The sequence below is a fragment of the Streptosporangium canum genome (assembly GCF_900113865.1).
Taxonomy (GTDB): domain Bacteria; phylum Actinomycetota; class Actinomycetes; order Streptosporangiales; family Streptosporangiaceae; genus Streptosporangium; species Streptosporangium canum.
This window is the reverse complement of record NZ_FOQY01000001.1, coordinates 1-23,097: the sequence shown is the minus strand read 5'-3', so window position 1 is coordinate 23,097 and position 23,097 is coordinate 1. Positions and strand designations below refer to the sequence as shown.

The 23,097-nt window shown below is 71.1% G+C and carries 15 protein-coding genes; 10 read left to right on the top strand and 5 right to left on the bottom strand.

Annotation, left to right across the window (positions count from 1 at the left end):
- Window positions 1–7: 7 nt before the first annotated feature.
- From BM085_RS00075 to BM085_RS00065, 3 genes are read left to right on the top strand one after another with little or no spacing between them, the layout of a single operon-like run.
- Window positions 8–4,147 carry an alpha-(1->3)-arabinofuranosyltransferase domain-containing protein gene (locus BM085_RS00075; RefSeq protein ID WP_245789034.1) on the top strand — a complete coding sequence of 1,380 codons (4,140 nt, stop codon included), beginning with the start codon at window positions 8–10 and terminating at the stop codon, window positions 4,145–4,147.
- Window positions 4,144–5,286 (top strand): cell envelope lipid trafficking protein PgfA, encoded by a 1,143-nt coding sequence (pgfA, locus tag BM085_RS00070; RefSeq protein WP_177244898.1) that lies wholly within the window; start codon window positions 4,144–4,146, stop codon window positions 5,284–5,286. Before BM085_RS00075 ends, pgfA (BM085_RS00070) begins: the two co-directional genes overlap by 4 nt.
- The gene (locus BM085_RS00065) at window positions 5,283–7,172 is read left to right on the top strand and encodes a hypothetical protein (protein WP_093885012.1); all 1,890 of its coding nucleotides are present in this window, start codon (window positions 5,283–5,285) and stop codon (window positions 7,170–7,172) included. The genes pgfA (BM085_RS00070) and BM085_RS00065 overlap by 4 nt, the downstream gene beginning before the upstream one ends.
- A 17-nt stretch (window positions 7,173–7,189) precedes the next feature.
- Here the strand turns inward: BM085_RS00065 and BM085_RS00060 are convergent, their stop codons facing one another.
- The gene (locus tag BM085_RS00060) at window positions 7,190–7,978 is read right to left on the bottom strand and encodes a class I SAM-dependent methyltransferase (RefSeq protein ID WP_093885011.1); all 789 of its coding nucleotides are present in this window, start codon (window positions 7,976–7,978) and stop codon (window positions 7,190–7,192) included.
- Window positions 7,979–8,053: 75 nt separating this feature from the next.
- On the opposite strand from BM085_RS00060, the gene BM085_RS00055 reads away from it, so the two are divergent.
- Entirely contained in the window at window positions 8,054–9,928 is a 1,875-nt protein-coding gene (locus tag BM085_RS00055; RefSeq protein WP_093885010.1) for a hypothetical protein, read from the top strand.
- 208 nt (window positions 9,929–10,136) lie between these two features.
- Here BM085_RS00055 and BM085_RS00050 read toward each other — a convergent pair whose 3' ends face one another.
- The gene (locus tag BM085_RS00050; RefSeq protein WP_093885009.1) at window positions 10,137–11,333 is read right to left on the bottom strand and encodes an acyltransferase family protein; all 1,197 of its coding nucleotides are present in this window, start codon (window positions 11,331–11,333) and stop codon (window positions 10,137–10,139) included.
- Window positions 11,334–11,472: 139 nt separating this feature from the next.
- Between BM085_RS00050 and pgfA (BM085_RS00045) the strand changes: the two genes are divergently transcribed.
- The 5 genes from pgfA (BM085_RS00045) to BM085_RS00025 all read left to right on the top strand — a co-directional run bounded on the left by pgfA (BM085_RS00045) (window position 11,473) and on the right by BM085_RS00025 (window position 16,793).
- The gene (gene pgfA, locus BM085_RS00045) at window positions 11,473–12,390 is read left to right on the top strand and encodes a cell envelope lipid trafficking protein PgfA (RefSeq protein WP_093885008.1); all 918 of its coding nucleotides are present in this window, start codon (window positions 11,473–11,475) and stop codon (window positions 12,388–12,390) included.
- A 14-nt stretch (window positions 12,391–12,404) separates the two neighbouring features.
- Window positions 12,405–13,406: a decaprenyl-phosphate phosphoribosyltransferase gene (locus tag BM085_RS00040; RefSeq protein WP_342742831.1), complete on the top strand. Its 1,002-nt coding sequence runs from the start codon at window positions 12,405–12,407 to the stop codon at window positions 13,404–13,406.
- Window positions 13,403–14,728, top strand: coding sequence for an FAD-binding oxidoreductase (dprE1, locus tag BM085_RS00035; protein WP_093885007.1), 1,326 nt, complete (start codon window positions 13,403–13,405; stop codon window positions 14,726–14,728). Before BM085_RS00040 ends, dprE1 begins: the two co-directional genes overlap by 4 nt.
- 113 nt (window positions 14,729–14,841) lie before the next feature.
- Window positions 14,842–15,585 carry a decaprenylphospho-beta-D-erythro-pentofuranosid-2-ulose 2-reductase gene (gene dprE2, locus BM085_RS00030; RefSeq protein ID WP_093885343.1) on the top strand — a complete coding sequence of 248 codons (744 nt, stop codon included), beginning with the start codon at window positions 14,842–14,844 and terminating at the stop codon, window positions 15,583–15,585.
- Between the two features lie 95 nt (window positions 15,586–15,680).
- A complete protein-coding gene (locus BM085_RS00025) occupies window positions 15,681–16,793 on the top strand; it encodes an NAD(P)H-dependent flavin oxidoreductase (protein ID WP_093885006.1) in 1,113 nt (370 codons plus the stop codon).
- 553 nt (window positions 16,794–17,346) lie between these two features.
- On the opposite strand, the gene BM085_RS00020 is transcribed toward BM085_RS00025, so the two are convergent.
- The 3 genes from BM085_RS00020 to BM085_RS00010 all read right to left on the bottom strand — a co-directional run bounded on the left by BM085_RS00020 (window position 17,347) and on the right by BM085_RS00010 (window position 22,598).
- Window positions 17,347–20,814: a YhaN family protein gene (locus tag BM085_RS00020; RefSeq protein WP_093885005.1), complete on the bottom strand. Its 3,468-nt coding sequence runs from the start codon at window positions 20,812–20,814 to the stop codon at window positions 17,347–17,349.
- On the bottom strand, window positions 20,814–22,046 hold the full coding sequence (locus BM085_RS00015; RefSeq protein WP_093885004.1) for a metallophosphoesterase family protein: 1,233 nt from the start codon (window positions 22,044–22,046) through the stop codon (window positions 20,814–20,816). Before BM085_RS00015 ends, BM085_RS00020 begins: the two co-directional genes overlap by 1 nt.
- Before the next feature lie 198 nt (window positions 22,047–22,244).
- Window positions 22,245–22,598, bottom strand: coding sequence for a hypothetical protein (locus BM085_RS00010; RefSeq protein WP_093885003.1), 354 nt, complete (start codon window positions 22,596–22,598; stop codon window positions 22,245–22,247).
- Window positions 22,599–22,731: 133 nt separating this feature from the next.
- Here BM085_RS00010 and BM085_RS45135 point away from each other — a divergent pair.
- Window positions 22,732–23,097, top strand: a 366-nt coding sequence (locus tag BM085_RS45135) for a hypothetical protein (RefSeq protein WP_218158559.1), incomplete at its 3' end; no start/stop codon positions are given.

Here is a 23,097-nt window from a genome sequence, read left to right as displayed (position 1 = left end):
TGCCGCATTGACCCCTGACAGCACGGACGCCGGGCCCGCCCGGCTCCGGCGCCGGCTGAACCTGCTGGCGGGATGCCTCCTGCTCGGAGCCATCGCGTTCAACACCTCACCCGGCCAGGTGATCTCCGAGACCAAGCTCGACATGGCGCTCAACCCCCTCGGCTTCCTCGCCCGGGCGATGCACCTGTGGGACGGCGCGTTCTTCGGCCACCTGCAGAACCAGGCCTACGGATACCTGTTCCCGATGGGCCCGTTCTACGCGCTCTTCCAGGCGCTGGACATGCCTGCGTGGAACATCCAGCGCCTGTGGATGACCCTGGTCCTCTGCGCCGCCTTCGTCGGCGTCGAGCGGGTGGCCCGCGCCATGGGCGTCGGCACCCCCGCCACGCGCCTGCTGGCCGGTCTCGCCTACGCCCTGGCCCCGCACGCCATCGCGCTGATCGGTGTCAACTCCTCGGAGTTCCAGCCGAGCGCCGTGCTGCCCTGGATCCTGCTGCCGCTCGTGCACGGCACGAGGCCGCGGACGAGCCCGCGCAGGGCGGCGGCCCTTTCGGCGCTGGCGTTCCTGTTCGCCGGCGGGATCAACGCGGTGGCCGAGCTCGCCGTGCTGATCGTGCCGCTGCTGTATCTGCTGACCCGGCGCCGCGGGCGCCGCAGGCGACAACTGCTGGTCTGGTGGCTGGGCTGCGTGGGCGCGGTGTCGATGTGGTGGCTGATGCCCTTGCTGGTGATGGGCCGCTACATCTTCTCCTTCCTGCCGTTCATCGAGACCACGGACGCCACCACCCGCGTCACCTCGCTGATCAACACCTTGCGGGGCACGTCGAGCTGGATCGCGTTCCTGCCGGTGGACGGGCGGCCGTGGCTGCCCGCGGCGTTCGGGCAGGCGACCGGGCCCACGCTGATCGTGCTGACCGCGCTCGTCACCGGGCTCGGCCTCGCCGGGATCGCCGCCCGGGCCACCCCGGAGCGGGCGTTCCTCGCGATCAGCCTGCTGGCCGGGGTCGTGATCGTCTCCGCCGGGCACGCCGACGCGCTCGCCCACCCGTGGACCGAGCAGGTGAAGGCGCTGCTGGACGGTCCCCTCGCGCCCTTCCGCAACCTGCACAAGTTCGACGCGCTCCTCCGGCTCCCACTCGCCCTCGGCCTGGCCGCCCTGCCTTTGATCGGTCCCGTACGGCTGCGCAAGCCCGTCCTCGCGGCGTCCGCCGGCCTCGTCGCCCTCACCGCGCTGCCCGTCGCCGCCGGGATAACCCCCACGGGCGCGTTCGCCGAGGTGCCCTCCTACTGGCGGGACGCCGCGACCTGGCTGAACCGGAACACGGGGGACGGCATGGTCTTCGCCGCGCCCGGATCGCGCCGGGGCGAATACCTCTGGGGCCGCCCGATGGACGAGCCCATGCAGTCGCTGCTGACCGTGCGCTGGGCCACCCACACCAACGTCCCTTGGGGTTCACCGGGGCTGGCCCGGCTGGTCCAGGCGGTGGACGAGCGCTTCGCCACCGGCAGGGGATCGCCGGGTCTCACCTCGGCGCTCCGCCGGATCGGGGTCACCTACCTGCTCGTCCGCAACGACCTGGCGCGGGAGAGCCTGGGTACGGCATGGCCCGCGCGGGTCCACGAGACCCTCGCGGAGTCCACCGGCCTGGAACGGGTCGCCGCCTTCGGGCCGGAGCTGGGGACCAGGGCCAACGCGACGGCCTCGGGCTGGTTCGAGCAGCCCTACCCCGCGCTGGAGGTCTACGCGGTCCCTGACCCCGCACCGCTCGTCGCCATGGTGCCCCGTGCCGGGACGCTCCGGGTCACCGGGGCGCCCGAGGCGGCGCTGGCCCTCGCCGAGGAGGGACTGCTCGACGACCGGGCCATGCTGGTCGGCGACGAGCCGGGCGCGGGCACGACGTCTCCGGGACACCGGGTGATGACCGACACGCTGCGCCGCCGCGAGATCGTCTTCGGCGACCTGCGCCGCATCGGCACCGCCACGCTCACCGAAGACCAGCCGCTGGAACGGGGCAGGGAATCGGACCTCACCGACCCCGCCTGGACCGCCGCCACCGCGTCCGCCCGCTACTCCGGCATCGAGGGCGTGCGAGCCTCCTCCGCCGAGTCGGACATCGGGGCCGGCGAACGGCGTGATCCGGGGCGCCAGCCGTACGCGGCGCTCGACGCCGACCCGCACACCGGGTGGCGCTCCGACGGCTGGAACGGAGCCGTCGGGGAGTGGCTGGAAGTGCGCTTCGTCGAGAGCATCGACATGCCGCAGATCACCGTCGCGTTCGAGAAGGGGTCCCTGGGACCTCCCGTGGCCGAGGTCGCCCTGGAGACCGAGGCGGGAACGCGGCTGGTACCGGTCCAGGAGTCGGCCGACCCGCAGCTCCTGCGCCCACCGGCCGGCGCGACCTCCTGGCTGCGGATCCGGGTGACCAAGCTGGCCTCCGAGCCCGGGGCGCGGCTCGGCACCCGCGTCGGCATCACCGAGATCGCCATTCCCGGCGTGAAGGCCATGCGCAGCATCGTCGTCCCCTCGGACGGCGGGCAGGATCCCGGCACGGTGCTGCTGACCCGCCAGGGGGCCGCGCCCGCGTGCATGCACGGGCCATCGACGTGGACCTGCTCGCCGTCCCTGGAGATCATCGGCGAGGACGGCTCCGGCTTCGATCGCACCTTCGCCGTCCGGGACGGCGGGGAACGCGCCGTCACCGGCAGGGCCGTGCTCACCGATCCCATCTCCGCCCGGCTGGTCACCACCATCCCCGGCGTCTTCCCCCAGGTCACCGCATCCTCCACGCTGACCGACCACCCGGCCGTGCTCGGCCGCTCGGCCATGGACGGGAATCTGGACACGGTCTGGTACGCCCAGACCTCCGACCACCACCCGACCCTGAGCGTCAACCTCCGCAAGAAGATCACGATCTCGCAGATCATGGTCCTCTTCCCCGACTCGTTCCTGGGGCAGCCGCCGGTCAAGGTGAGCGTGCGCGGCGGAGGCCGTACGGCGCAGGGCTGGGTCGGCTCCGACGGAAGGGTGGTGTTCTCGCCGATCCGCACGGACCGCCTGGAGATCGGTTTCACCGCTCCGGCGTCCAGGCCGATCGAGGTGTCGGAGGTCACCATCCCGGGGGTGAAGCCGCTCGGCTCGCTGGCGCCGTTCCCGCTGAGGCTGCCCTGCGGCTACGGCCCCACGCTCACCGTGAACGGCAACGCCGTGCTCACCGAGGTCGTCGACGGCACGCTGGACGATGTGGTCGGCGGCCGCCCGATCGGCTACCGGGCCTGCGAGCCGGTCGATCTGGGCGCCGGCACGGCGCGGATCACCGCCACCCCCAGCGACGCCTTCAGGATCGAGTCGGTGGTCGTGCGGACATCCGCCGACGATGCCCGGCGAGCGGTCGCGGCCACGCCCGTCGTCGCGGAATCGTGGGGGCGGGGGGAGCGTCGGGTCCGGGTCTCGGCCTCGACCCCGTCCTATCTGGTGGTCAACGAGAACCACAACGCCGGCTGGCAGGCATACCTCGACGGCAGGCGGCTGACGCCGGCCAGGCTGGACGGCTGGAGGCAGGCCTGGGAGCTGCCCTCCGGGCAGGGGGTCGTGACCATGCGCTATGAGCCCGACTCCGCCTACCATACGGCGCTGCTCGGTGGCTGGACTCTGGTTCTCCTGGTGGCGGTGTTCGCGTTCGCCCCTCCCTCCCAGCGGGTCCTGTCACCCGGTGCGGCGCCCGCCGCCGTCCGCGCGGCCTGGATCTGGCCGCTCGCCCCGCTCGTCGGCCTGTGGACCGGAGGCTTCGCGGGCGCCGCGCTCGTCACGGCGGCGCTGGCGCTCTTCGCCTGGCTGGCGGCCGTGGCCCAGGCCAGGCACGCCCGCCTCGGCGCGCTCCCCGGCCTCGCGAGCGCGGCGGCCACGCCTTGGGCGCTCATGGTGCCACCGAGCCTGGCCGGCCTCGCCCTCGCCGCGGGCACCCTGTACGGCAGGGCCGACGCGACCGAGGCGCTGGCCAAGCCCCTGGCCGGCGTCGTGCCGCAGATACTCTGCCTTCTGACGCTCGCGTGGCTGATGGCGTCGGTCCCCCAGCGGGCTCCGGCCGCACCGTCTCCAGCGCGCCGCGCCATGACCCGACGACCCGAATCGGTGGCGGTGGGCCGGTGACCCGGTTCAGGATCCCCCGGGCGGTGCTCGCGGGCACGGGCGCCTTCCTCGTCACCCTCGCGGCACTCCTGCGCTTCTATGTCTACGAGAGCGCCCTGGTCCTGCCGCTGGAGCAGGGCAGGACCTACCGCCTGCTCGCCCAGGACGCCGACTACTTCGACACGGGCACGTTCACCTCCCACACCGGCGTCCCGATGGTGTCCACCAGGACGCTGAGCGGGGACGCCGGAGCCGGGAGCGGGGACACGGCGGTGTGGGTGGAGTTCACCTCGCTCACCACGGCCTCCGGCGACCGGATCGACTACCACGAGCGCAGGACCGCCTTCGATCGCAGGACGGCCATGGCGGTCAACTGCTGCGGGGAGTACGTCGACGAGGATCCCAACGCCCAGCAGACGGGCCTGGCCTTCCGCCTGCCCTTCCGTGCCGAGCCGCGCTACTACCCGATGTACGACACGATGCTCCGGGTGGCGGTCCCGCTCCGCTACGAGCGCCAGGAGCAGATCAACGGCCTGCGGACCTATCGCTACACCTACACGGCGGGCCCGGCGAAGATCGAGGACATCCCCGGGCAGCTCCCCGGCAAGGTGCTGGGCCTGCCCGAGTGGCGGGCCATCGGCGTCTCCCGCTACGCCCAGGTGACCCGCACGCTCTGGGTCGAGCCCGAGAGCGGCCTGACGGTGAAGGTGGAGGAGCGCCACCGCCAGGGCCTGCGCACTCCCGACGGCATCGAGCGCAGAGTGAGCCTCCGGGCGGACCTGGTGATGTCCCCGCAGGACGTCAGCGCCAAGGTCGCCGACGCGCGGGCCTTCACCCGCTGGGTCCTCATCGTCCGCGACCTGCTGCCCGGCGTCTTCCTCGCCGCCGGACTCCTGCTGGCCTTTCTGGGAGTCCGCCTCCGCAGATCACCCCGCCCCCCCGAGCCCGGGGATTCCGGACCGGAGGGCACCGAGGCGGAGCCGCCGGGATCTGAGCCGGATCGAGCGGTGCTGGAGGAGTCCGGGGCGGGGCCGCCGGGACCTGAGAGCGAGCGGATCGAGCCGGAGCGGCCGGAGGCGCGGGGACCGGAGGAGTCTGGGGCGGAACAGGAGGGGGCGCGAGAGGCCGGGGCGGAGCGGTCTGGACGGGAGCGGTCATGAACGGTGGCCCGGTCGAGGTGGAACTGCGGCTGCCCCGGTGGGCGCGGAGCCCCTTCGCGAGGCGGCACGGCCTTCAGGTCGCGGCGCTGCTCCTCCTGCTCGCGGGGCTCGCGCTCAAGGGGTGGCTGCTCAGCCGGTCCTACTTCGCCGAGGACGACATCGTCTTCGTCGGGCGGGCCGTGGCCGAGCCGTTCGGCTGGGATCACCTGCTCCGGGTGCACATCGGCCATCTCATGCCGGGCGCCCTCGCCCTGGTCCGGGCGATCACGGCCGTCTCCGCCTACGACTGGACTCTGGTCTCGGCGGTGATCCTGGCGCTGTACGCGGGCGCGGCCCTGGCGCTCCACCGGCTGCTGCGCCTGCTGTGCGGCACCCGGCCGCTCATCCTCGTCCCGTTCGCGTTCTTCCTGTTCGCGCCGGCCAACTTCCAGGCAGGCACCTGGTTCGCGGCGGCGCTCAACATCCTGCCGCTGCAGATCGCCATGATCATGGCCATGTGCTCCCAGGTGCTGCTGATCCGCACCGGCAGGACCGGGCACGCGCTCGCCGGGATCGCCTGGACATGTGCCGGCCTGCTCTTCTTCGAGAAGGCGCTTCTCATCCCGCCGGTACTGTTCCTTCTCACCGTGCTGCTGTCGGCGCGCGAGCACGGCGTGTTGGAGGCCGCGCGTAGGCATCTGGGCCTCTGGCCGGCCTATCTGGCGGTGGGCGGTGCCTACCTGACCGGCTATCTCATAGCCTCCGGGCGGACCGGCGGGCAGGGGCTCGCGGTCCCCGATTTCTACGCGGCGGTGGACTACCTGGGGAGCTTCCTCGGCGGAACGGTGCCGACGCTGCTGGTGGGAGGCCCGCTGAGCTGGGGGCCGGAGACCACGGCCGGCCCGCTGGTGGCCCACCAGGCCGTCGAGGTAGCCGTCGCCTGGCTGGTCCTGGCCGCCGTCGTGGCGGGCACCTGCCGCAGGCACCTCATGGCGGCCCCCGCCTGGGCACTGGCCGCGGGCTACCTCCTGGCCGCGGATGCCTTGCCGATCATGTTCAGCCGGTCGGGCTCGGCCCAGCACGCCTTCGAGAGCCGCTACATCGCCGATGCGACGCCCCTGCTCGCGGTCTGCCTGGCGCTGGTCCTGATGCCGTGGCGCGCCCCGTCCCGGGAGGACGGCCCCGTGCCGCAGGGCCGATCTCGAGAAGCCGGATCCCTACGGCGGGGCCCGGCTCCGGAGGGCGAGCCGTCATGGGCGGCCTCGCCGTACATCCTCCCCGCCGTGTGCGTCTACGTGGTGATCGCACTCGTGTCGGCGTCGGGCTTCGCCCAAGGGCTGCCGGGTGAGCGCAACCGCGCCTACTTCGAGGCGGCTCGCGCGGATCTGGCCGCGCTCGATCCGGAGACGGGGGTGTACCCCTCGCTGGTGCCCGACAGCATGGTCTTCCCCTGGCAGGCCCTGGAGGACCGGCTGACCTCCCGGGCGCTCAGCCCGCTCGCCGAGGGCACGTTGCAGGAGAGGGTCAGGCATCCGGGAGCGGCTCACCGCGCGGTGACCTTCGACGGCCGTGGCCACCTGGTGCCCGCCACCGTTTTCGGCGGGTACGTGGCGGCCAAGGACGGCTCCTGCCTCCCGCTGGGCGGCGGTACGGCCGTTGTCGACGTCCCCGCCGCCCACGAGGGCAACGTCCTCCGCATCGACTACCGCGTGCCGCGTGACACGCTCGCGACCGTTCTCAGGGGAGAGCGGTCGCGCGAGGTTCTGCTGCGGGCCGACCGGGACCGGGTCTACCTCCCGGCCGAAGTCGCCCCAGGGCCGGTGCGGATCTCGGTCCGGGGGAAGCACACCTGCCTCCGGACGGTGGTGGTCGGCGCGGCCGTACCGGAGGAGAGGGGGGGACGGTGAGGGGCTGGAGCGGGCGGTCAGCGGCGGCGCAGGATGAGCAGCAGGTTCCAGCTCACGATCTCGCGCAGGCCCGGGACCCGGATCACCGGGGTCGCCCAGCGGGGGTGGTAGCGGGGGAGGGCGTCCAGGACTGTGGCGTCCGGCTGCCGCCTGGCCCAGCGCAGCGCGGCGCCGACCGAGACGGGGTAGAGGCCGGCGCCGTAGACGTTCTTGGGGGACCTGCCGTACTTGCGGGTGTAGCGGGCGGCGGCGCGGTGGCCGCCGAGGTAGTGCCAGGGGGAGGTCTCGTGGCCGCCCCACGGGGACAGCCAGTTGGTGAAGGACAGGTAGACCACGCCGCCCGGCCTCGTCACCCGCACCATCTCGTCTGCCATCCGCCACGGGTCGGGCACGTGCTCCAGCACGTTGGAGGAGAAGCAGACGTCCACCGAGCCGGTCGCCAGCGGCAGGTCGAGCGCGCTGCCCAGCACCGCTCCCTCCGGGGCGGCTCCCTGGCGGGCCATCATCTCGCCGGCGTCGCAGTCCACGCACACCGGGCGGGCGCCCACAGCCCGCAGTACGTCGGTGAAGTAGCCCGGTCCGCCTCCGACGTCGGCGACGAGCGCGCCGTCCAGCTCGGTATAGGCGGCGAGCTGGGCGACCGTGTCGCGGGCCAGCATGCCGTAGAAGAAGTCTGGGTCGCTCTGCTCCTTGCGGAAGGCGCCGAGCAGCTTGACGGATCGGCCCAGAGTGGCCCGGAACGGTGCCTGCGGGGTCTCCAATGCTGCTCCTCTACGAAGTGGAACAAACCAGGTGGGCCGGAGCATAACACCGCATTGCCAGCAAACTTTTCGGGCTCGTAGGGTGTTCCGCCGGAACACGGGATCAGAGGGAGAGGGCTGGTGGAGGCCACGGAGACCGAGCGGCCGGAGTCGACGGCACTGCGGGTCGCGCTGCCCGGCTGGCTGGCGGCCCTGCGCAGCCCCGTGCTGCTCGGCGCCGTCCTGTTCATCGCGGCGTCGCTCGCGCTGCGGGCGCTGATCCTGCGCGACTCCTACTTCGTCGAGGACGATCTGCTGTTCGTGGGGAACGCCTACGAGAACGACCTCACCCTCGACTTCGTGACCCGAGTGCACAAGGGCCATTTCATGCCCGGCGCGATCGCACTGACCTGGGTGCTCTCGCGCATCGCGCCCTATGACTGGCTGCTGGTGGCCGGCGTCACGTTCGTCGCGCAGGCGCTGCTCGGCGTGCTGGTGCTCCGGCTGCTCAGGACCCTGTTCGGCACCCGGCCGGCGATCCTGCCGCCGCTGACCCTGTTCCTGTTCTCCCCGCTGACGGTCCCCGCGTTCGGCTGGTGGGCGGCCGCGATCAACGCGATCCCGCTCCAGCTGGCCCTGGCGCTCGCGCTGACCGACCAGGTCCGCTTCACCCGAGGCGAGGGCGCCCGGTACGGATGGCGCGCGCTGGCCTGGTGCGTGGCCGGCATGGCCTTCAGCACCAAGGGCGTCTTCGCCGCCTTCCTGCTGTACGCGCTGACCACGGCCTTCCTGGGCGACCGGGAGACCGGCTGGATCCGGTCGATGCTCGGCGAGGTGCGGCGGCACTGGCGGCTCTGGTCGGTGCACGTGATGGCGATCGCCGCCTACACGATCGTCTATCTCTCCCGGATGGGCACCGCCCCGGGTGAGGGCGCGTCGGTGCCCAAGCCCGGAGTGGCCGTGGATCTGGTCTCGCGCATGCTGGGCCGTACGTTCCCGAGCGGAGCGGTCGGCGGCCCGGTCACGTGGACGCCGACCCCGACCGGTGGCCTGGCCGACCCGTCCGACCTCATGGTCGCCGCCTCCTGGGCGGGGCTGGCGGCCGTGGTGGTGGTCACCGTGCTCTACCGGCGCCGGGCGCTGCGGGCGTGGATCGTCCTGGCCGGCTACCTGCTTTTCGCCGACGCCATCCCGACGGTCATCGCCCGGGGCAGCTACACGGCGCTGGTGGGCGCGGAGACCCGCTACGTCGCCGACGCCGTTCTGGTCCTCGCGCTCTGCCTGGGGTTCGCGCTGCTGCCGGTGAAAGGGGAGACCGGCGCCTATCGCCGCCCGCTGCCCGCCTCGTCCCGGCTCGTCGCGGGGCTGAGCGCGGGGGCCTACCTGGTGCTGTCGGTGATCTCGATCGAGACCTACCGGGCGACCCTCAGCGGCGACCGTGTCCGGGCCTACCTGGACACCGCCGCCGCGCAGCTCGCCGCCGCGCCGGACAATGTCGTGATCTACCCGACTCCGCTCCCCGACGACATCGTGCTGCCGTGGAACGGCGAGCGGCGGCTCAGCAACCGCCTGCTCGCTCCACTGGCCCGCCCCGCCGTACGGGTCAGGATGGCTCACCCCGAGCCCTCCCACGAGGCCCGGGCCTTCGACCGGAACGGCAGGCTGGTGCGGATGAGCGTCTTCGGCTTCTTCGCCACCCCGGGGAAGAACGAGCGCTGCATCCCGGTGGTGAACGGTGCCGCCGTCTTCCCCGAGGCGGTCTCCTTCGGCGGCCCGGCCACCGCAGGCGCGCTGGCCTACACGGCAGGCAGGCCGGTCTCGGTGACCGTCGAGGTCGGCGAGGAGCGGATCGTGCTCAATCTGCAGGAAACGCCCCTCGGGTTGATCCATTTCCCTGTGAGAGGTGTGAGCAGAGGGATCCGGATCGTTATGGACGACCCGGCGGCCCCGGTCTGCATGACCGGCGTGGCCCTGGGCGTGCCGGTCGCCGAGGGTGAGCAACCCTCCCCGCCGTAGCCGCCGGTCACGCGGCAGGGGCCGTGCCGCTGTGCCGGCCCCGGGCCGTCCGCTACGTCTGCGGCTGGTGGACCTCCTGCGCACTGCTGCAACGCCGGTGGCGCAGTTGGTCAACCAGGTCCCCGCCCGCTGGACTACGAGTCCGGGCCGCAGCCGTCATCGCAGGACGGCCCCTCAGCCCCTACGCCCCGCCCTGCACGGACCACCGTCAGCGCACGATGTGGTTGAGGCGGCGGGCGGGCCGCTCCACGTACCGGTAGGTGAGGGTGGCCATCGCGAGCGTCATGACGGTGATGGGCACCAGGTTGGCCAGGAAGTTGCCGGAGAACGGCTGCTGCTCGGTGAACCCGTACCAGAGGTAGATGGCCGCGAACTGCCAGAGGAAGACGCCGTAGGAGATGCGGCCGAGGAAGCTCATCACCGGGTTGGCGAGCAGTCGCTTCACGAGCGAGTCGCCCGGCGGCGGGAATGTGGCCGGGACGAGCAGGCAGAGGGCCACGACCGTGTAGAGGGCCAGCTCGAACAGGCCTGACCAGATGCCGTCGATGCCGAGGAAGCGGGTCCCGGTCACGGGAGAGGCGGCGACCGCGTACGCCAGGGCGGCGACCAGCCACCACGAGCCAGGGGAGGCCGAGGCCGCCCGCCTGAAGCGCCGGGCTGGGGAGTTCTCGTCCGGATCGGCGTGCACCCAGGCCAGCATCACGGCCAGCGCCATCCCCGCAGCGAAGAAGACCGCCGATCTGGGCGGCCAGCTGTTCAGGAAGGGCCGGTACTGCGGGTAGTAGGTCAGCAGCATCCACCCGAAGGACAGTGTGGCCAGCACGCCCAGGCCTGCCAGCAGCCGCCGGGCCCGCCGGTGCACGTCCGCGCCGCCGTGCCGGGCGAAGGCCGCCAGCGCCGCCGCGAGCAGGGGGAGCAGGATGTAGAAGGCCACCTCCACCGACAAGCTCCACATCTGGGCGAGGCCCTTGGGCCCCAGGCCGTACCACCAGGGTTCGGTCACGTAGTTCTGGTTGAGGGTCAGGAGCGTCAGCCAGCTCCAGCCGTCGGACAGGTGGTCGCGCGACCAGATGAGCATGGCCGTGACGACCACCAGCCAGTAGGCGGGCAGGATGCGCACGGCCCGCTTCCACAGGTAGGCGCGGGTGCGGACGGGGGCGTCCCCGCGCAGCAGCGAGGCGGCGTAGGGCCGGTAGAGCAGCAGCCCGGAGAGCGCGAAGAAGATCGGCACGGCCACGTCGCCGCGGGAGAGCAGTGCGCCGCCGAAGCCGTCGCGCATCGCGGCGCCGGACTCGCTCGCGACGTGGAAGACGAGCACCGCGAACGAGGCGACGGCGCGCACGCCGTCGAGGGTGTCCAGATGGCCGTCGGCCTCCGGAGGGGTCTGCCGGACGAGGGAGTTCAATCTAGAACCTGTTTCGGTCACTTTTCCGCATCCCCCGGTGACGGCGGTCACTCTCGGCACTTAACATACCGGCCAGTAGCTTTGTTAATCCACAAATCTCCCCCTAACCCCCCAAAGCAGTAATCCCCCAGGAGGGTAGATGAGCCGGGTCATCGGAGTAGTCCTCGTAGCCGTCGGGGCGTTCCTCATCGTGCTGGCGCCGCTCGTGCGCTTCCAGGTCGGAGGCAGCCTGATCGCGGCTCCGGCCGCGCAGTACGGCGTCAGCAAGCTGGAGGCCCAGGGAGCCCAGTACTTCTACCCCAAGGCTCTCAAGGTGCTGACCGGTGACCTCGGCATCACGGTGACCACGCGGGGGGACGTGTCCCAGGCCCAGGGCGACCGGGTCGTATGGGACGAGTTCACCGCGGTGAACGACGTGACCAACGGCAACCCGGACGTCTCGTTCGGCGAGCGGCGCAGCGCCTTCAACAAGTTCACCGGCGAGGGCGTCAACTGCTGCGCGGTGAACATCGACAAGAAGCCCAGCAAGCTTGAGGGCCAGATCTACAAGTTCCCCTTCGACGTCGAGAAGAAGACCTACAAGGTCTTCAACTCCACCGCCGGCATGGCCTTCGACGCCGAGTTCGTCGGCGAGGAGAACGTCAACGGGCTGCCGGCCTACAAGTTCGAGCAGGTGGCCCCGTCGACGAAGACCGAGACCCGTACCGTCCCCGCCTCGATCATGGGAGTGCCGGACACGACGGGTGACGTCCAGGTCGACCGGTTCTACGAAGGCAAGAACACGTTCTGGATCGAGCCCACGACCGGGTCGCCGGTCAAGCAGGAGCAGCAGCGGCACGACACCCTCAAGACCCAGGACGGCGCCCACAGCATCACCGCCTTCGCGGCGACGGCCAAGATGACCCCCGAGACGGTCGAGGACCTGGTGCAGAACGCCACCGAGAGCAAGAGCCAGATCACTCTGATCAAGGTGACGATCCCGGTGATCCTGCTCCTGGTGGGCCTCGTCCTGCTGGCCGGCGGGTTCGTCGCGATCCGTCGCACCGCCAGGGCCTGACGAGCCGCGATCCGGTGGGTTTCGGTGAGCAGGGCCCGGCGGGCCGGGACGCGGTGGGCTCCGGCGACCGGGTTCTGGCGGACCGCGATCCCGTGAACGAGGAAGCGGTGGCCGCCCATCCGCCGGCGGATGCGCCGGCGACCGTGCGCACCGGCCGGGGGATCTCGCCCATGGCCCTCCTGCGGGCCTGCCGCCCGCGCCAGTGGCTGAAGAACGCCCTGGTCTTCGCGGCCCCGGCGGCGGCCGGCGTGCTGGTGACCGCCCAGGGGGCGGTGGGCGCGCTGATCGCCTTCGCGGCGTTCTGCGTGGCCGCAAGCGGCGTCTATCTGCTCAACGACGCCGCCGACGTCGAGGCCGACCGCCGTCACCCGCGCAAGCGCCACCGCCCGATCGCGGCGGGCCTGGTCCCGGTACGGCTCGCGTGGACCGCCGGGGCCCTGCTCGTGGCGCTGGCCCCGGCGCTCGCCGCTCTGTCCGGCGACTGGCGGCTGCCGGCCGTCGTCGCCGGATACCTGGCGCTGACCTTCTCCTACACCTACTGGCTCAAGCACCAGGCGGTGGTGGACCTGGTCGCGGTCGCCGGCTGCCACGTGATCCGCGCCTTCGCCGGGGCGGTCGCTGTGGACGTGCCGGTGACGAGCTGGTTCCTCGTGGTGGTCTCGCTCGGCTCGCTCCAGCTCGTGGCGGGCAAGCGCGAGGTCGAGCTGCGTGCCTCCGGCGGTGTCTCCACGCGGGCCGTCCTGGCCGCCTACACCCCCGGCTACCTGGCAGGCGTCCGCGCGATGTCCTCCGGCGCCATGATCGTGACCTACTGCCTGTGGGCGCTCAACGAACGTGCCGGGCTGTCCTACGGGATCAGCATCGTGCCCTTCGTCCTCATCGTCCTGCGGCACAATCTGCTGGTGGACCAGGGAGTGGGGGAGGAGCCCGAGGAGCTCGCCCTGCGCGACCGGCCCACGCAGGTGTTCGTCGCGCTGCTCCTCGTCTCGCTCATCATCGGGATCCACCTCACATGACCTTCCTGACCGGCTGGGGCCGTACCGCACCGACCCCCGCGCGCCTGGCCCGTCCCCGCTCGGCGGAGGAGGTCGCCGAGCTGGTACGGCGGGCCCCCGGACGGGGCGTCGCCGCCCGGGGGCTCGGCCGCGCCTACGGCGACGCCGCACAGAACTCCGGGGGGCTGGTCCTCGACTGCACCGCGCTGACCTCGTGGTCCCTGGACGAGAGCTCCGGCCTGGTCACCGCCGCCGCCGGCCTCAGCCTGCACGACCTCATGACCGCACTGGTGCCCCGAGGCTGGTTCGTCCCGGTCACCCCGGGCACCAGGCACGTGACCGTGGGCGGGGCCGTGGCGGCCGACGTGCACGGCAAGAACCACCACGCCGACTCCTCCTTCGGCGCCCACCTGCGCTCGCTCACCCTGGTCACGGCCGACGGCGGCTGCCGTACCCTCACGCCGGAGAGCGAGCTGTTCTGGGCCACGGTCGGCGGGATGGGGCTCACCGGAGTGATCACCGAGGCGGTCTTCCGCTGCGTGCCGATCGAGACCTCGCGCATGCGGGTGGACGTCGAGCGCACCCGCGACCTGGACCACACCCTGGAGACGATGACCGCCACCGACGACCGCCACCGCTACACGGTCGCCTGGATCGACCTGCTCGCCTCCGGCGGCCGGATGGGCCGCAGCGTGCTCACCCGGGGGGACCATGCAAGCCGTGACGAGCTGCCGCGCGGCGCCGACCCGCTGGCGTTCGCCCCCGCCTCCCGGCTGAAGGCCCCGCCCTGGGCGCCGAACGGCCTGCTCAACCCGGTGACCGTGCGGGCGTTCAACGAGGCCTGGTACCGCAGGGCGCGTCCCAGGACCGGCCTCGTCCAGGGGCTCTCGCCGTTCTTCCACCCGCTGGACTCCGTGGACGGCTGGAACCGCGTCTACGGCTCGCACGGTTTCGTCCAGTACCAGTTCGTGGTGCCGTTCAGTGAGGAGGCGACGCTGCGGCGGATCGTCTCCCGGCTGTCGGCCGAGGGTGTGGTCTCCTTCCTCACCGTGCTCAAGCGGTTCGGCCCCGGCACACCGGGGATGCTGTCGTTCCCGATCCCCGGCTGGACGCTCGCGCTGGACATCCCGGCGGGCCGGCGCGGGCTGGCCGTGCTGCTGCGGGAGTTCGACGGCTGGGTGGCGGAGGCGGGCGGGCGGATCTACCTGGCCAAGGACTCGCGGATGTCGGCGGGGACGGCGGCCGCGATGTATCCCCGGCTGGGCGAATGGCGTAAGGTCCGCGACGAGGTGGACCCCGGCGGGGTGTTCCGCTCCGACCTGGCGAGAAGGCTGGGCCTGTGAGGCATCCGTCGTGGACGACCGGTCCCGGTGAGGTCCGCGGCGGGTCCGTGAGACTCTCGCTGTGACGCCCGTTCAACGGAGACCGTTCCATGGCCGACGAGGAGGCCCCGTCGATGAAGAACGCCCTAGGCTCGGTGGACACCGTGCTGCTGCTGGGCGGACGCAGCGAGATCGGGCTGGCGATCGTCGAACGGCTGGTCCGCGACGGTGCCCGCCGGGTCGTGCTCGCCGCCCGTGACGCCGGTGACACGCCCCCGGTCATCGGGGCCGCCGAGGTGCACCTGCTGGAGTTCGACGCCTCGCGCCCGGAGACGCATGGCGAGGTGATCGAGTCCGCCGCGAAGCTGGTCGGCGACCTGGACGTGGTGATCCCGACCTTCGGTGTCCTCGGCAGCCAGGCGGCCTACGACGCCGATCCGGTGGCCGCCGCCGAAGCGGTCGCCGTCAACTACGGCGGGCACGTGTCCGCCGGGCTCTTCGCCGCCCGGCGGCTGCGTGAGCAGGGTCACGGCACGCTGGTGGTCCTGTCGTCGGTGGCGGGGGTGCGGGTGCGGCGGGCCAACTTCGTGTACGGCTCGGCGAAGGCGGGCCTGGACGGTTTCGCGCAGGGACTGGGTGACGCGCTGCACGGCTCGGGTGCCCGGGTGATGGTGGTGCGGCCCGGTTTCGTGATCGGCAGGATGACCGAGGGCATGTCTCCCGCGCCGATGTCCTCCACGCCCGGCCAGGTCGCCGACGCGGTGATCGCCGGACTGCGCTCGGACGCCGAGGTCGTGTGGGTCCCCGGCAGGTTGCGGGCGGTCTTCGCGGTGATGCGCGTGCTCCCTCGCGCGATCTGGCGCAGGATGCCTCGCTGAAACGCGTTCTCTATATAAGAGCCCGTCAATACCGACGAAATATTCTAGATTAGAACGCGTTGCAGTTTGCTGGGTGCGGGCCGTACCGTGGGCGCATGCGGACACGTGTCACGGACATGCTCGGGATCGAGCTTCCGATCTTCGCGTTCAGCCACTGCCGGGATGTCGTCGCCGCGGTCAGCCGCGCCGGCGGGATGGGCGTCCTCGGCGCCCTCTACTTCACCCCGGAAGAGCTCGAAATGGAGCTCAAGTGGATCGACGACCACGTCGACGGCAGGCCGTACGGTGTCGACGTGGTCATGCCCGCCTCCTACGAGGGCGCCGACCTGGGCGTCGACTCCGCCGAGGACCTGGTGGGACGGCTCCAGGGGATGATCCCCGACGGCCATCGCAAATTCGTCGACGGCCTGCTGGCCGCGCACGGCGTCGCGGAGCTGTCCGGCTCCGACGCCGGCAAGGTCCTGCTCGGCTGGACCGACGCCACCGCCCGGCCGCAGGTCGAGGTGGCGCTGAGACACCCGATCGCGCTGCTGGCCAACGCCCTCGGCCCCCCGCCCGCCGACGTGGTCGAGCTGGCCCACGCCAGGGGGGTGAAGGTGGCGGCGCTGGCGTCCACCCCGCGGCACGCGGTCAAGCAGGTCGAGGTCGGCGTGGACATCGTCGTCGCCCAGGGCACCGAGGCGGGCGGGCACACCGGTGAGATCTCCACGATGGTGCTCATCCCGCAGGTCGTGGACGCGGTGGACGTGCCGGTGCTGGCCGCCGGCGGCATCGGCGACGGGCGCCAGATGGCGGCGGGTCTGGCGCTCGGCGCCGAGGGCGTGTGGACCGGGTCCATCTGGCTGACCGTCGAGGAGGCCGACACCCCCGAGATGGCCAGGCGGCGGATCCTGGAGGCCACCTCCCGCGACACCGTGCGCTCGCGCTCGTGGACGGGCAAGCCGGCCCGGCTGCTCAAGAACGAGTGGACCGACGCTTGGGAGGCCGCGGACTCGCCCGGCACGCTTCCGATGCCGCTGCAGTTCATGCTGGTCTCCGACGCGCTGCGGAGGATCGGCCGGTCCGACGCCGCCGAGCTGGCCACCTTCCCGGCCGGTCAGATCATCGGGACGATGAACCAGGTGAGGCCGGCCAAGGACGTCGTCTTCGCGATGGTCGAGCAGTACATCGAGGCCACCGAACGCCTGGGGAGTCTTACTCGGGAGTAGGGCGTCTGTGCTGGGGGTTTCGCTGTTCTCGGAGTGTTTCCGGGGTGAGCTTTTCGGGGTGAGTCTTTTGGAGGTGGCCGTTCGCGCTTTTTGGCGGCGGGTGGCCGTTCGCGCTTTTTGGCGGCGGGTGGCCGTTCGCGCTGCGGTGGGTGGGTGTTCCGGCCGGCCGTCGCGGTTGCCGTCCGGTGTTTCAGGCCTCCGGCCTGGCGGGCGCGATGGTTGCGCTTTTTTATAAGCCGGCCGGAACACCCACCCACCTCCGCGCCATTCCGTTCCGCCGTACGGCGTGCGGACCGCAGTTTCTTGCTTTCGGACCGCCCGGCGGGCTCACGGACGCTGAAGCGATCCGTGCGGGACCGTTCAGGGCCGATCGCCGTAGCTGACGCGTATCTCTCCGACCAGTGCAGGGCCGATCACCGTGGATGCGGTGGAGTTCTCCTTGCGGTGGCGATCGGTCTGAAATACACCGTGCAGCACCGGCTGTCGGCGGTAAGGCCAGCGACAGCACCTGGCCGCATGGTTCACACCGAGCCGACGATCCGTCCCGTGCCCGCTACACGACCGGAGTGAACCGTTGAAGCGGATGGAGATGCAGACGGCCGTCCGGAAGCTCCGCCCGGGCCAGTTCCGCCAAGTGGTCGTGGTGGGTGAAGACGATCATCTGGAAGCGGTCGGCCATCTCGTCCAGCACTCTCAGCGTCGCGCGGGTGCGCTGGTCGTCGAAGGTCATGAAGATGTCGTCCATGACGAAGGGAAGCGCATGGTCCTCCTCGGCGTACCGTTCCAGCGATGCCAGGCGCAGCGCCAGGTAGAGCTGGTCCCGTGTGCCCTCGCTGAGCTGGTGGACGCCGAGCAGTTCGGATCCGCGTCGCGCCAGCACGACCGGAGATTCCTTGTCCTCGTCGAGCTCTAGACCTCCGTACCCGCTCAGGGTCAGCCTCTCGAACAACCGGCTCGCCCTGGCGAGGATCGGATCCTGCTGTGACTGCCGGTACTCTTCCATGCACGTGGTCAGGATGCCCCGGGCGACCCACAGACGAAGGTACTCCTCACCCTCCTCCACCAAGGCCGCCGCCGCGATCTCGGCGTCCGCGGCGGCCTGGGCAGCCTCGGCGGAACCGTCGTGCCGCGCGAGCTCGGCCTTCTTTTCACCGAAGAGCGCGGACCGCTCGGTCCGCTGCCCGTCCAGATCGTGGACGACGTGCTTGAGTTCGCTCAGGTCGGCCCCGAGCCGGTCGGGATCCACAAGGGAGGCTTCCTCCGCGAGATCGTCGAGGGTCTTGCCCCTGGCGGGGATCGTCGTGGTCACCTCCGTGAGGGTGGTGATCAGGCGGGTGTGCCGCGTGCGCCGCCGTACGGCTTCGCCTAGTGCCTCGGCGCCATCCACTCCCGACTTCTCCGAAAGTTCGGCGAGTTCCGCATCCAGGTCCTCGATGGCGCGTCGGAGGTGATTGGCGGTCATCGACAGCTCGCCGCGCTCGGCCTGGAGACGGGCGCGCCGGTCGGAGGCCGAGCGGTTGGCCTTGGCATCTTCGTACAGGTTCGCTACGAGCCCGTGACGTTCGGTCTCGTCGGCGGGAATCTTCCTGCCGCACGCGGAGGCAATCGTCTCCAGTGATGTGCGGAAGCGCTGGACCACGGCGACGTCCCGCTCCATCTCTCGCTCGCTTTTCGCGGCCAGGGCCGTCTTACCGGCGACCTGGTCAAGCCGCTCCAAGTGGGCGAGGGTTTCGGCGGTGCCCAGTCCGGCGGGCAACCCGGCTCGGGTGAGCAGGCCGTCCCAACCGGCTTGCCACGTACTCAGTTCGTGCTCATCCTGGGTGAGCCGCGCTTCGGCCTCGCCCAGCTCGCCGCGGGCAGTGGCGACTCGATCCACCAGCGCAGCGCGTTCCTGCGTCGCCGTCTCCTGCAGGTTCAAGCGGGTTTCGGCGATCTCCCGCAGCTCGGGCAGCTCCGCGAGGAAGTTGCCGGTGTCGAGCGAGGAGGCTCCCTCGGTGACGCGCAGGACATCCTGGAGCCGCGCGATGTGCTGGGACGCCTGGGTCCGGCGGGATTCGAGCCCGGCCCGGGCGGCGGCGAGATCGCCGACGGCCTCGCGGAGCCTTTCCACGGCTTTGAGGGTGGCGGAGGCGCCGTTGGGGGTGGGCCGGAACCCGGCGAAACCCTCCCACAGGCTGGCCCATTCGGCTTCCAGCTCCTCAGCCCGGCGATCGAGCGCGGCCTGTTCCTGACCGGCCTCGGCCAGGCCACGCTCGGCATCACCGATCTGAAGTTCAAGCTGGTAGCGCTTCGCGACCCGGTCCGCCTCCCTACGCAACTGGTCGGCGAGATGGTCGGCCCGGGCGAGTGCGGGCTCGAAATCTTCCGCCCGGTCGTGCCGTCCGTCACGGATTTTCCGCCAGAGGGCGTCCCGGGAGGCCCGGGCGGCGGTCAGGTCGTCGTCGGTGGGTGGCGGGTCGCCGTTCAGCAGGCCCGCCAAGTCCAGGCGTCTGCCCGCCAGCTGCTTCGTCAGTTCCTTCGCGCGCCTGGTGAGATCGCGCCGGTCGCTCTTGAGCTCGCGGAGAGCCTCCGCGTGCGCGTCTACTTCCGCGCTGGCGGGCACGCTGACGGCACCCGCCTCGTCCACGGGAAACGCCACCAGTTTCACATCACGCAGGATCCGCTCCACGACGCCGCGGATCCGCCGCTCGTCCTCGTCGTCGGTCACCATCCGGCTGAGCAGGTCGGCAGGGATGGCGGCGAGGATGGCCCGCAGTGGTCCGGCGTCCTCAACGGGCGGGAGCGCGCTGAGCCTCTTCTCGGCCTCCTCCAGCCTGCGTCGCCGCTTTTCGATCTCCCGGCGGCTCTGCGCCAGCGCGGTCTCCAGTTCGGTGTGCCGATCGTGCAGCCGTTGGGCGTCCGTTCGTACGGCCCGGGGCACCTGGTAGAGAGCGACATCGCTCAGGCACGCCTCCGGATGCACCTGGCGTAGGAGTGACTCCGCCTCCTCCCGTAGTTCGGCCGCGGCGCCGGTGGACTTCGCCAGGCGCCGTGCCGCGCTCGCGGCGTCCTTGCGGTCCTGGAAAAGATCCTCGATCGCCTCGCCGACGGCGAGCAGGTCATCGTCGACGGTCAGCCTGTCCAATTCGTCCGACGTCTCGTCGAGGCGCCGTTGTGTCTCTGCCAGGTTGTGCCGTGCGGCCTTCAGCCCTTCCAGGAACCCAGGAAGGCGGTCAACCGCCTCCTGCGGCGCCAGCACACCCTCCGCCAACACTTCCTCGATCTCGGCGAGCAGACCCCGGCGCCGGCTCAGGGCGGGAAGCGCCTGGCTCAGCCGCTCAAGGCGCGCCTCCTCGGCCCTGGCCACCTTCAACTTCGTGGCCAGCCTGGCGAGGGATTCTTCGGCGTCGGTGACGTCCCGCTCCAGCCGGCCGTACTCCTGTGGCTGAAGAAACGCGCGACGACGCCGCTCCCGCGCCTGCTGCAGCGCGGTGATCCGCATGTTGATCAGCGGCTTGAGGCCCCGCTGCTTGTACAGCTCCTCCATGCGTCCCTCGATGGCGCGCAGCGCCTCGGAGAGCCGGAGCCCGGAGCGCGAGGCCGCCAGGGCCTGCCGGAAATCGCCGTCTCCCCGTGCCAGCGTCTCTCCGCCCTTGCGCAGCTCCGCGCTGGTCAGGGCGAACACCGAGGTGAACGTGGTCCGGTCGAGGCCGCCCATGGCCGCGTCCAGGTCCGACTGGCTCAGCACCGAGCCGTCCGGGCCGCGCAGCGGAGTGCTGCGGGACTTGGACCTGACGAACTCCAGGGTGCCGCCGCCGCTCTGCCGGATCAGCGCACCGAGCCGCAGTGCCCCCTTGGCGTGCACGAAGTCGTACGGCGAGCGCACGTCGATGCCGTATAGGAGCTGGTCGAGGGCGCGCAGGGCGGTTGACTTACCCGCCTCATTCGGCCCGGTCACCAGGTGGATGCCCGGCGCAGACAGGTCCAGGCTCGTCCCGGTGAAGGGACCGAACGCGGTGAGGTCCAACCTGTCGATCCTCATCAGCGGCTCCGCCTTTCTGTGATCATGGACTCCAGCAGATCGACGGCGTCGTCGGCGATCCGGAGCAGCCAGTCCGGATCATCGGGACGGATCCCGTCCCGGCCGCAGACCTCCGGAGGCAGCGCCGAACCCAGTGGGCTTTCTGCGACCATCCTCCGTAGGGCATCCTCGTCGGCGCGCAACATCGACGCTGTGCGCCGTAGATCGCCGAGCAATCCGGCGGCGCCCTCGTCGGGTGCGTCCGGTGGCCGGGTCTCGATCCGCACCTTCTCCACCCAGACCTCGCCCAACCCGTTGGCGAGGGAGCGCACCTCGTTGAGGAACCGGGGACGTTCACCCCAGAGACGCAGGTGGGCGGGGCTGGCCCCGGTGACGCTGACCCGGACGGCGTGCAGTCGCCCGCCTGAAATTTTTCGGAGCCGGTGGGCGACCAGGTCGGCGGCCGAGTCGACGTCGGTTGCGTCCGATACATCGACACGCAGGTGTTCCCAGCGGGCCACGTCCAGGTCGTGATGGACGGCGGAGACGACGTGGAGATTCTCGACGGTGACCAGGGTGCAGCCCTTCGGACCGGTCTCCCGGGCGTGACGGCCTTGGAGGTTGCCGGGGAAGACGATCCACGGCTCCTCCGAGACGACCTCGCGTCGGTGCACGTGCCCCAGCGCCCAGTAGTCGTAGCCCTTCGCCGTGAGGTCGGCCACCGTGCAGGGCGCGTAGTTGTCGTGGCCGTCCCGCCCGGTCAGCGCGGTGTGCAGCAGGCCTACGTTGAACAGGTCGTTGCAGGGGGAGGGGTAGGCCAGGCAGAGGTTCTCTTTGACGTCGCGACGGGCGAAGCCCTGACCATGCACGGCCAGCCCGCGCTTCTCGTCACGGACCGTCTGCGGCTGGTTGATGTCGAGCATGTGGACGTTGGCTGGCAGCCGTAGCTGCCGGGTCATGTGGTTCTGCGCGTCATGGTTGCCGGAGACCATGTAGACGTGGATGCCCTCGCGGCCGAGCAGCGTCATCTGCCGGGTGAAGAACAGGCCGGTCTGGAAGTCGGGCCAGTCGCCATCGTAGATATCGCCGGCCAGCAGCACCGCGTCCACTGATTCGGACACGGCCAGGTCGACGAGGTTCTCCAAGGCACGTCTGGAGGCTGTTCGCAGTTCCTGGGCCGGGGCGCCCTCGTAGGCCGACAACCCGCGCAGTGGGCTGTCGATGTGGAGATCGGCGGCATGAAGAAGTTTCACGCGAGTCCCTTCACTGGGGAAGACGCACGCCGTCAGCGGTGGCGTACATCTCCGCAAGAGGCGTACGCCGACCACTGATGATGACGTGCAGGAAAGGGCTAAGTGATGCGAATGGTGAAATTTTTGACTCGTTCCACAAAGGCGTGACCAGGGGAGAACCTGTCAGGTCCCCCGGGGCCGGAGCCGGTCACCGGCGAATCAGTGGCGGGTCACGGTCCACGAGCCGTCGGCGTGGACGGTGACCAGGTGGGTGCCCGACGGTAGCAGGGCCTTGCCCCGGTAGGAGCCGACCTCCTTGAACAGCGGGTCACCGTAGGAGCCGGGGCGCGTGTAGCTCTGCACGATGAAATTGCCCTCGCCGCTGAAGGACGAACGGACGGTCCGCGGCCCGCGGACAAGGGAGAGCTTGAGCACCTGCTCACCGTCGCCTTCGGCGGTCGCCGCGCACCAGCAGCGGGCCTTGCTCAGCGGCTTGAACACCGCGTTCCACGCGCCGCCGGCCTTGACCTCTAGCACCGCCGTCTTCTTGCCGCCGTAGGCGTTGTAGAGCACCGCGCTGCGGCAGGTGGCCGAGACGGGAGGATCTCATCCGGCTGACAGCCGACGGCCTCACCCACGGCGGAGTCCAGCTGATCGCCGGTGACGATCCGTACGGCGCGCACGATGTGACAACGATGACCTGGGAGTGATCCTCCCGGAAGGTCACGTCGCGGACCCAGTGGAGGCGGTTTTCCACTCCCCAGTGCGCCCGTTCATAGTGGTTGAGCTGGGCGGGCCCGGCCGCTTCGGCGGGCAGGCTGGTGATGCCGTACACGATTTCCTTGCTGGTCCAGACGCCGTCCAGGTCGCCGACGTCGCGGCGCAGCCGGAAGGCTTGGCGGGCACCGGGGAACAGGGCGTCGCCTGCTTCGGCGGTACGGATGGTGCGGCGTTCGGTGCGGTCGTGCCCGTGATCGTCATCGATGGCGGTAGTCGCGCTCCAGTCGGCATCCGGGCCGGTCAACAGAGCCTGAGCGGCCGCGCGGGCCAGCGGCTGGTTACCCTTCAAAAT

Bases quoted from the DNA above. Each gene is read 5' to 3' on its own strand.
- BM085_RS00065 (WP_093885012.1), top strand. From the start codon at position 5,283: ATGAACGGTGGCCCGGTCGAGGTGGAACTGCGGCTGCCCCGGTGGGCG.
- dprE1 (WP_093885007.1), top strand. From the start codon at position 13,403: ATGACCTTCCTGACCGGCTGGGGCCGTACCGCACCGACCCCCGCGCGC.
- BM085_RS00020 (WP_093885005.1), bottom strand. From the start codon at position 20,814: ATGAGGATCGACAGGTTGGACCTCACCGCGTTCGGTCCCTTCACCGGG.
- BM085_RS00025 (WP_093885006.1), top strand. From the start codon at position 15,681: ATGCGGACACGTGTCACGGACATGCTCGGGATCGAGCTTCCGATCTTC.
- dprE2 (WP_093885343.1), top strand. From the start codon at position 14,842: ATGAAGAACGCCCTAGGCTCGGTGGACACCGTGCTGCTGCTGGGCGGA.
- BM085_RS00060 (WP_093885011.1), bottom strand. From the start codon at position 7,978: ATGCTCCGGCCCACCTGGTTTGTTCCACTTCGTAGAGGAGCAGCATTG.
- pgfA (WP_093885008.1), top strand. From the start codon at position 11,473: ATGAGCCGGGTCATCGGAGTAGTCCTCGTAGCCGTCGGGGCGTTCCTC.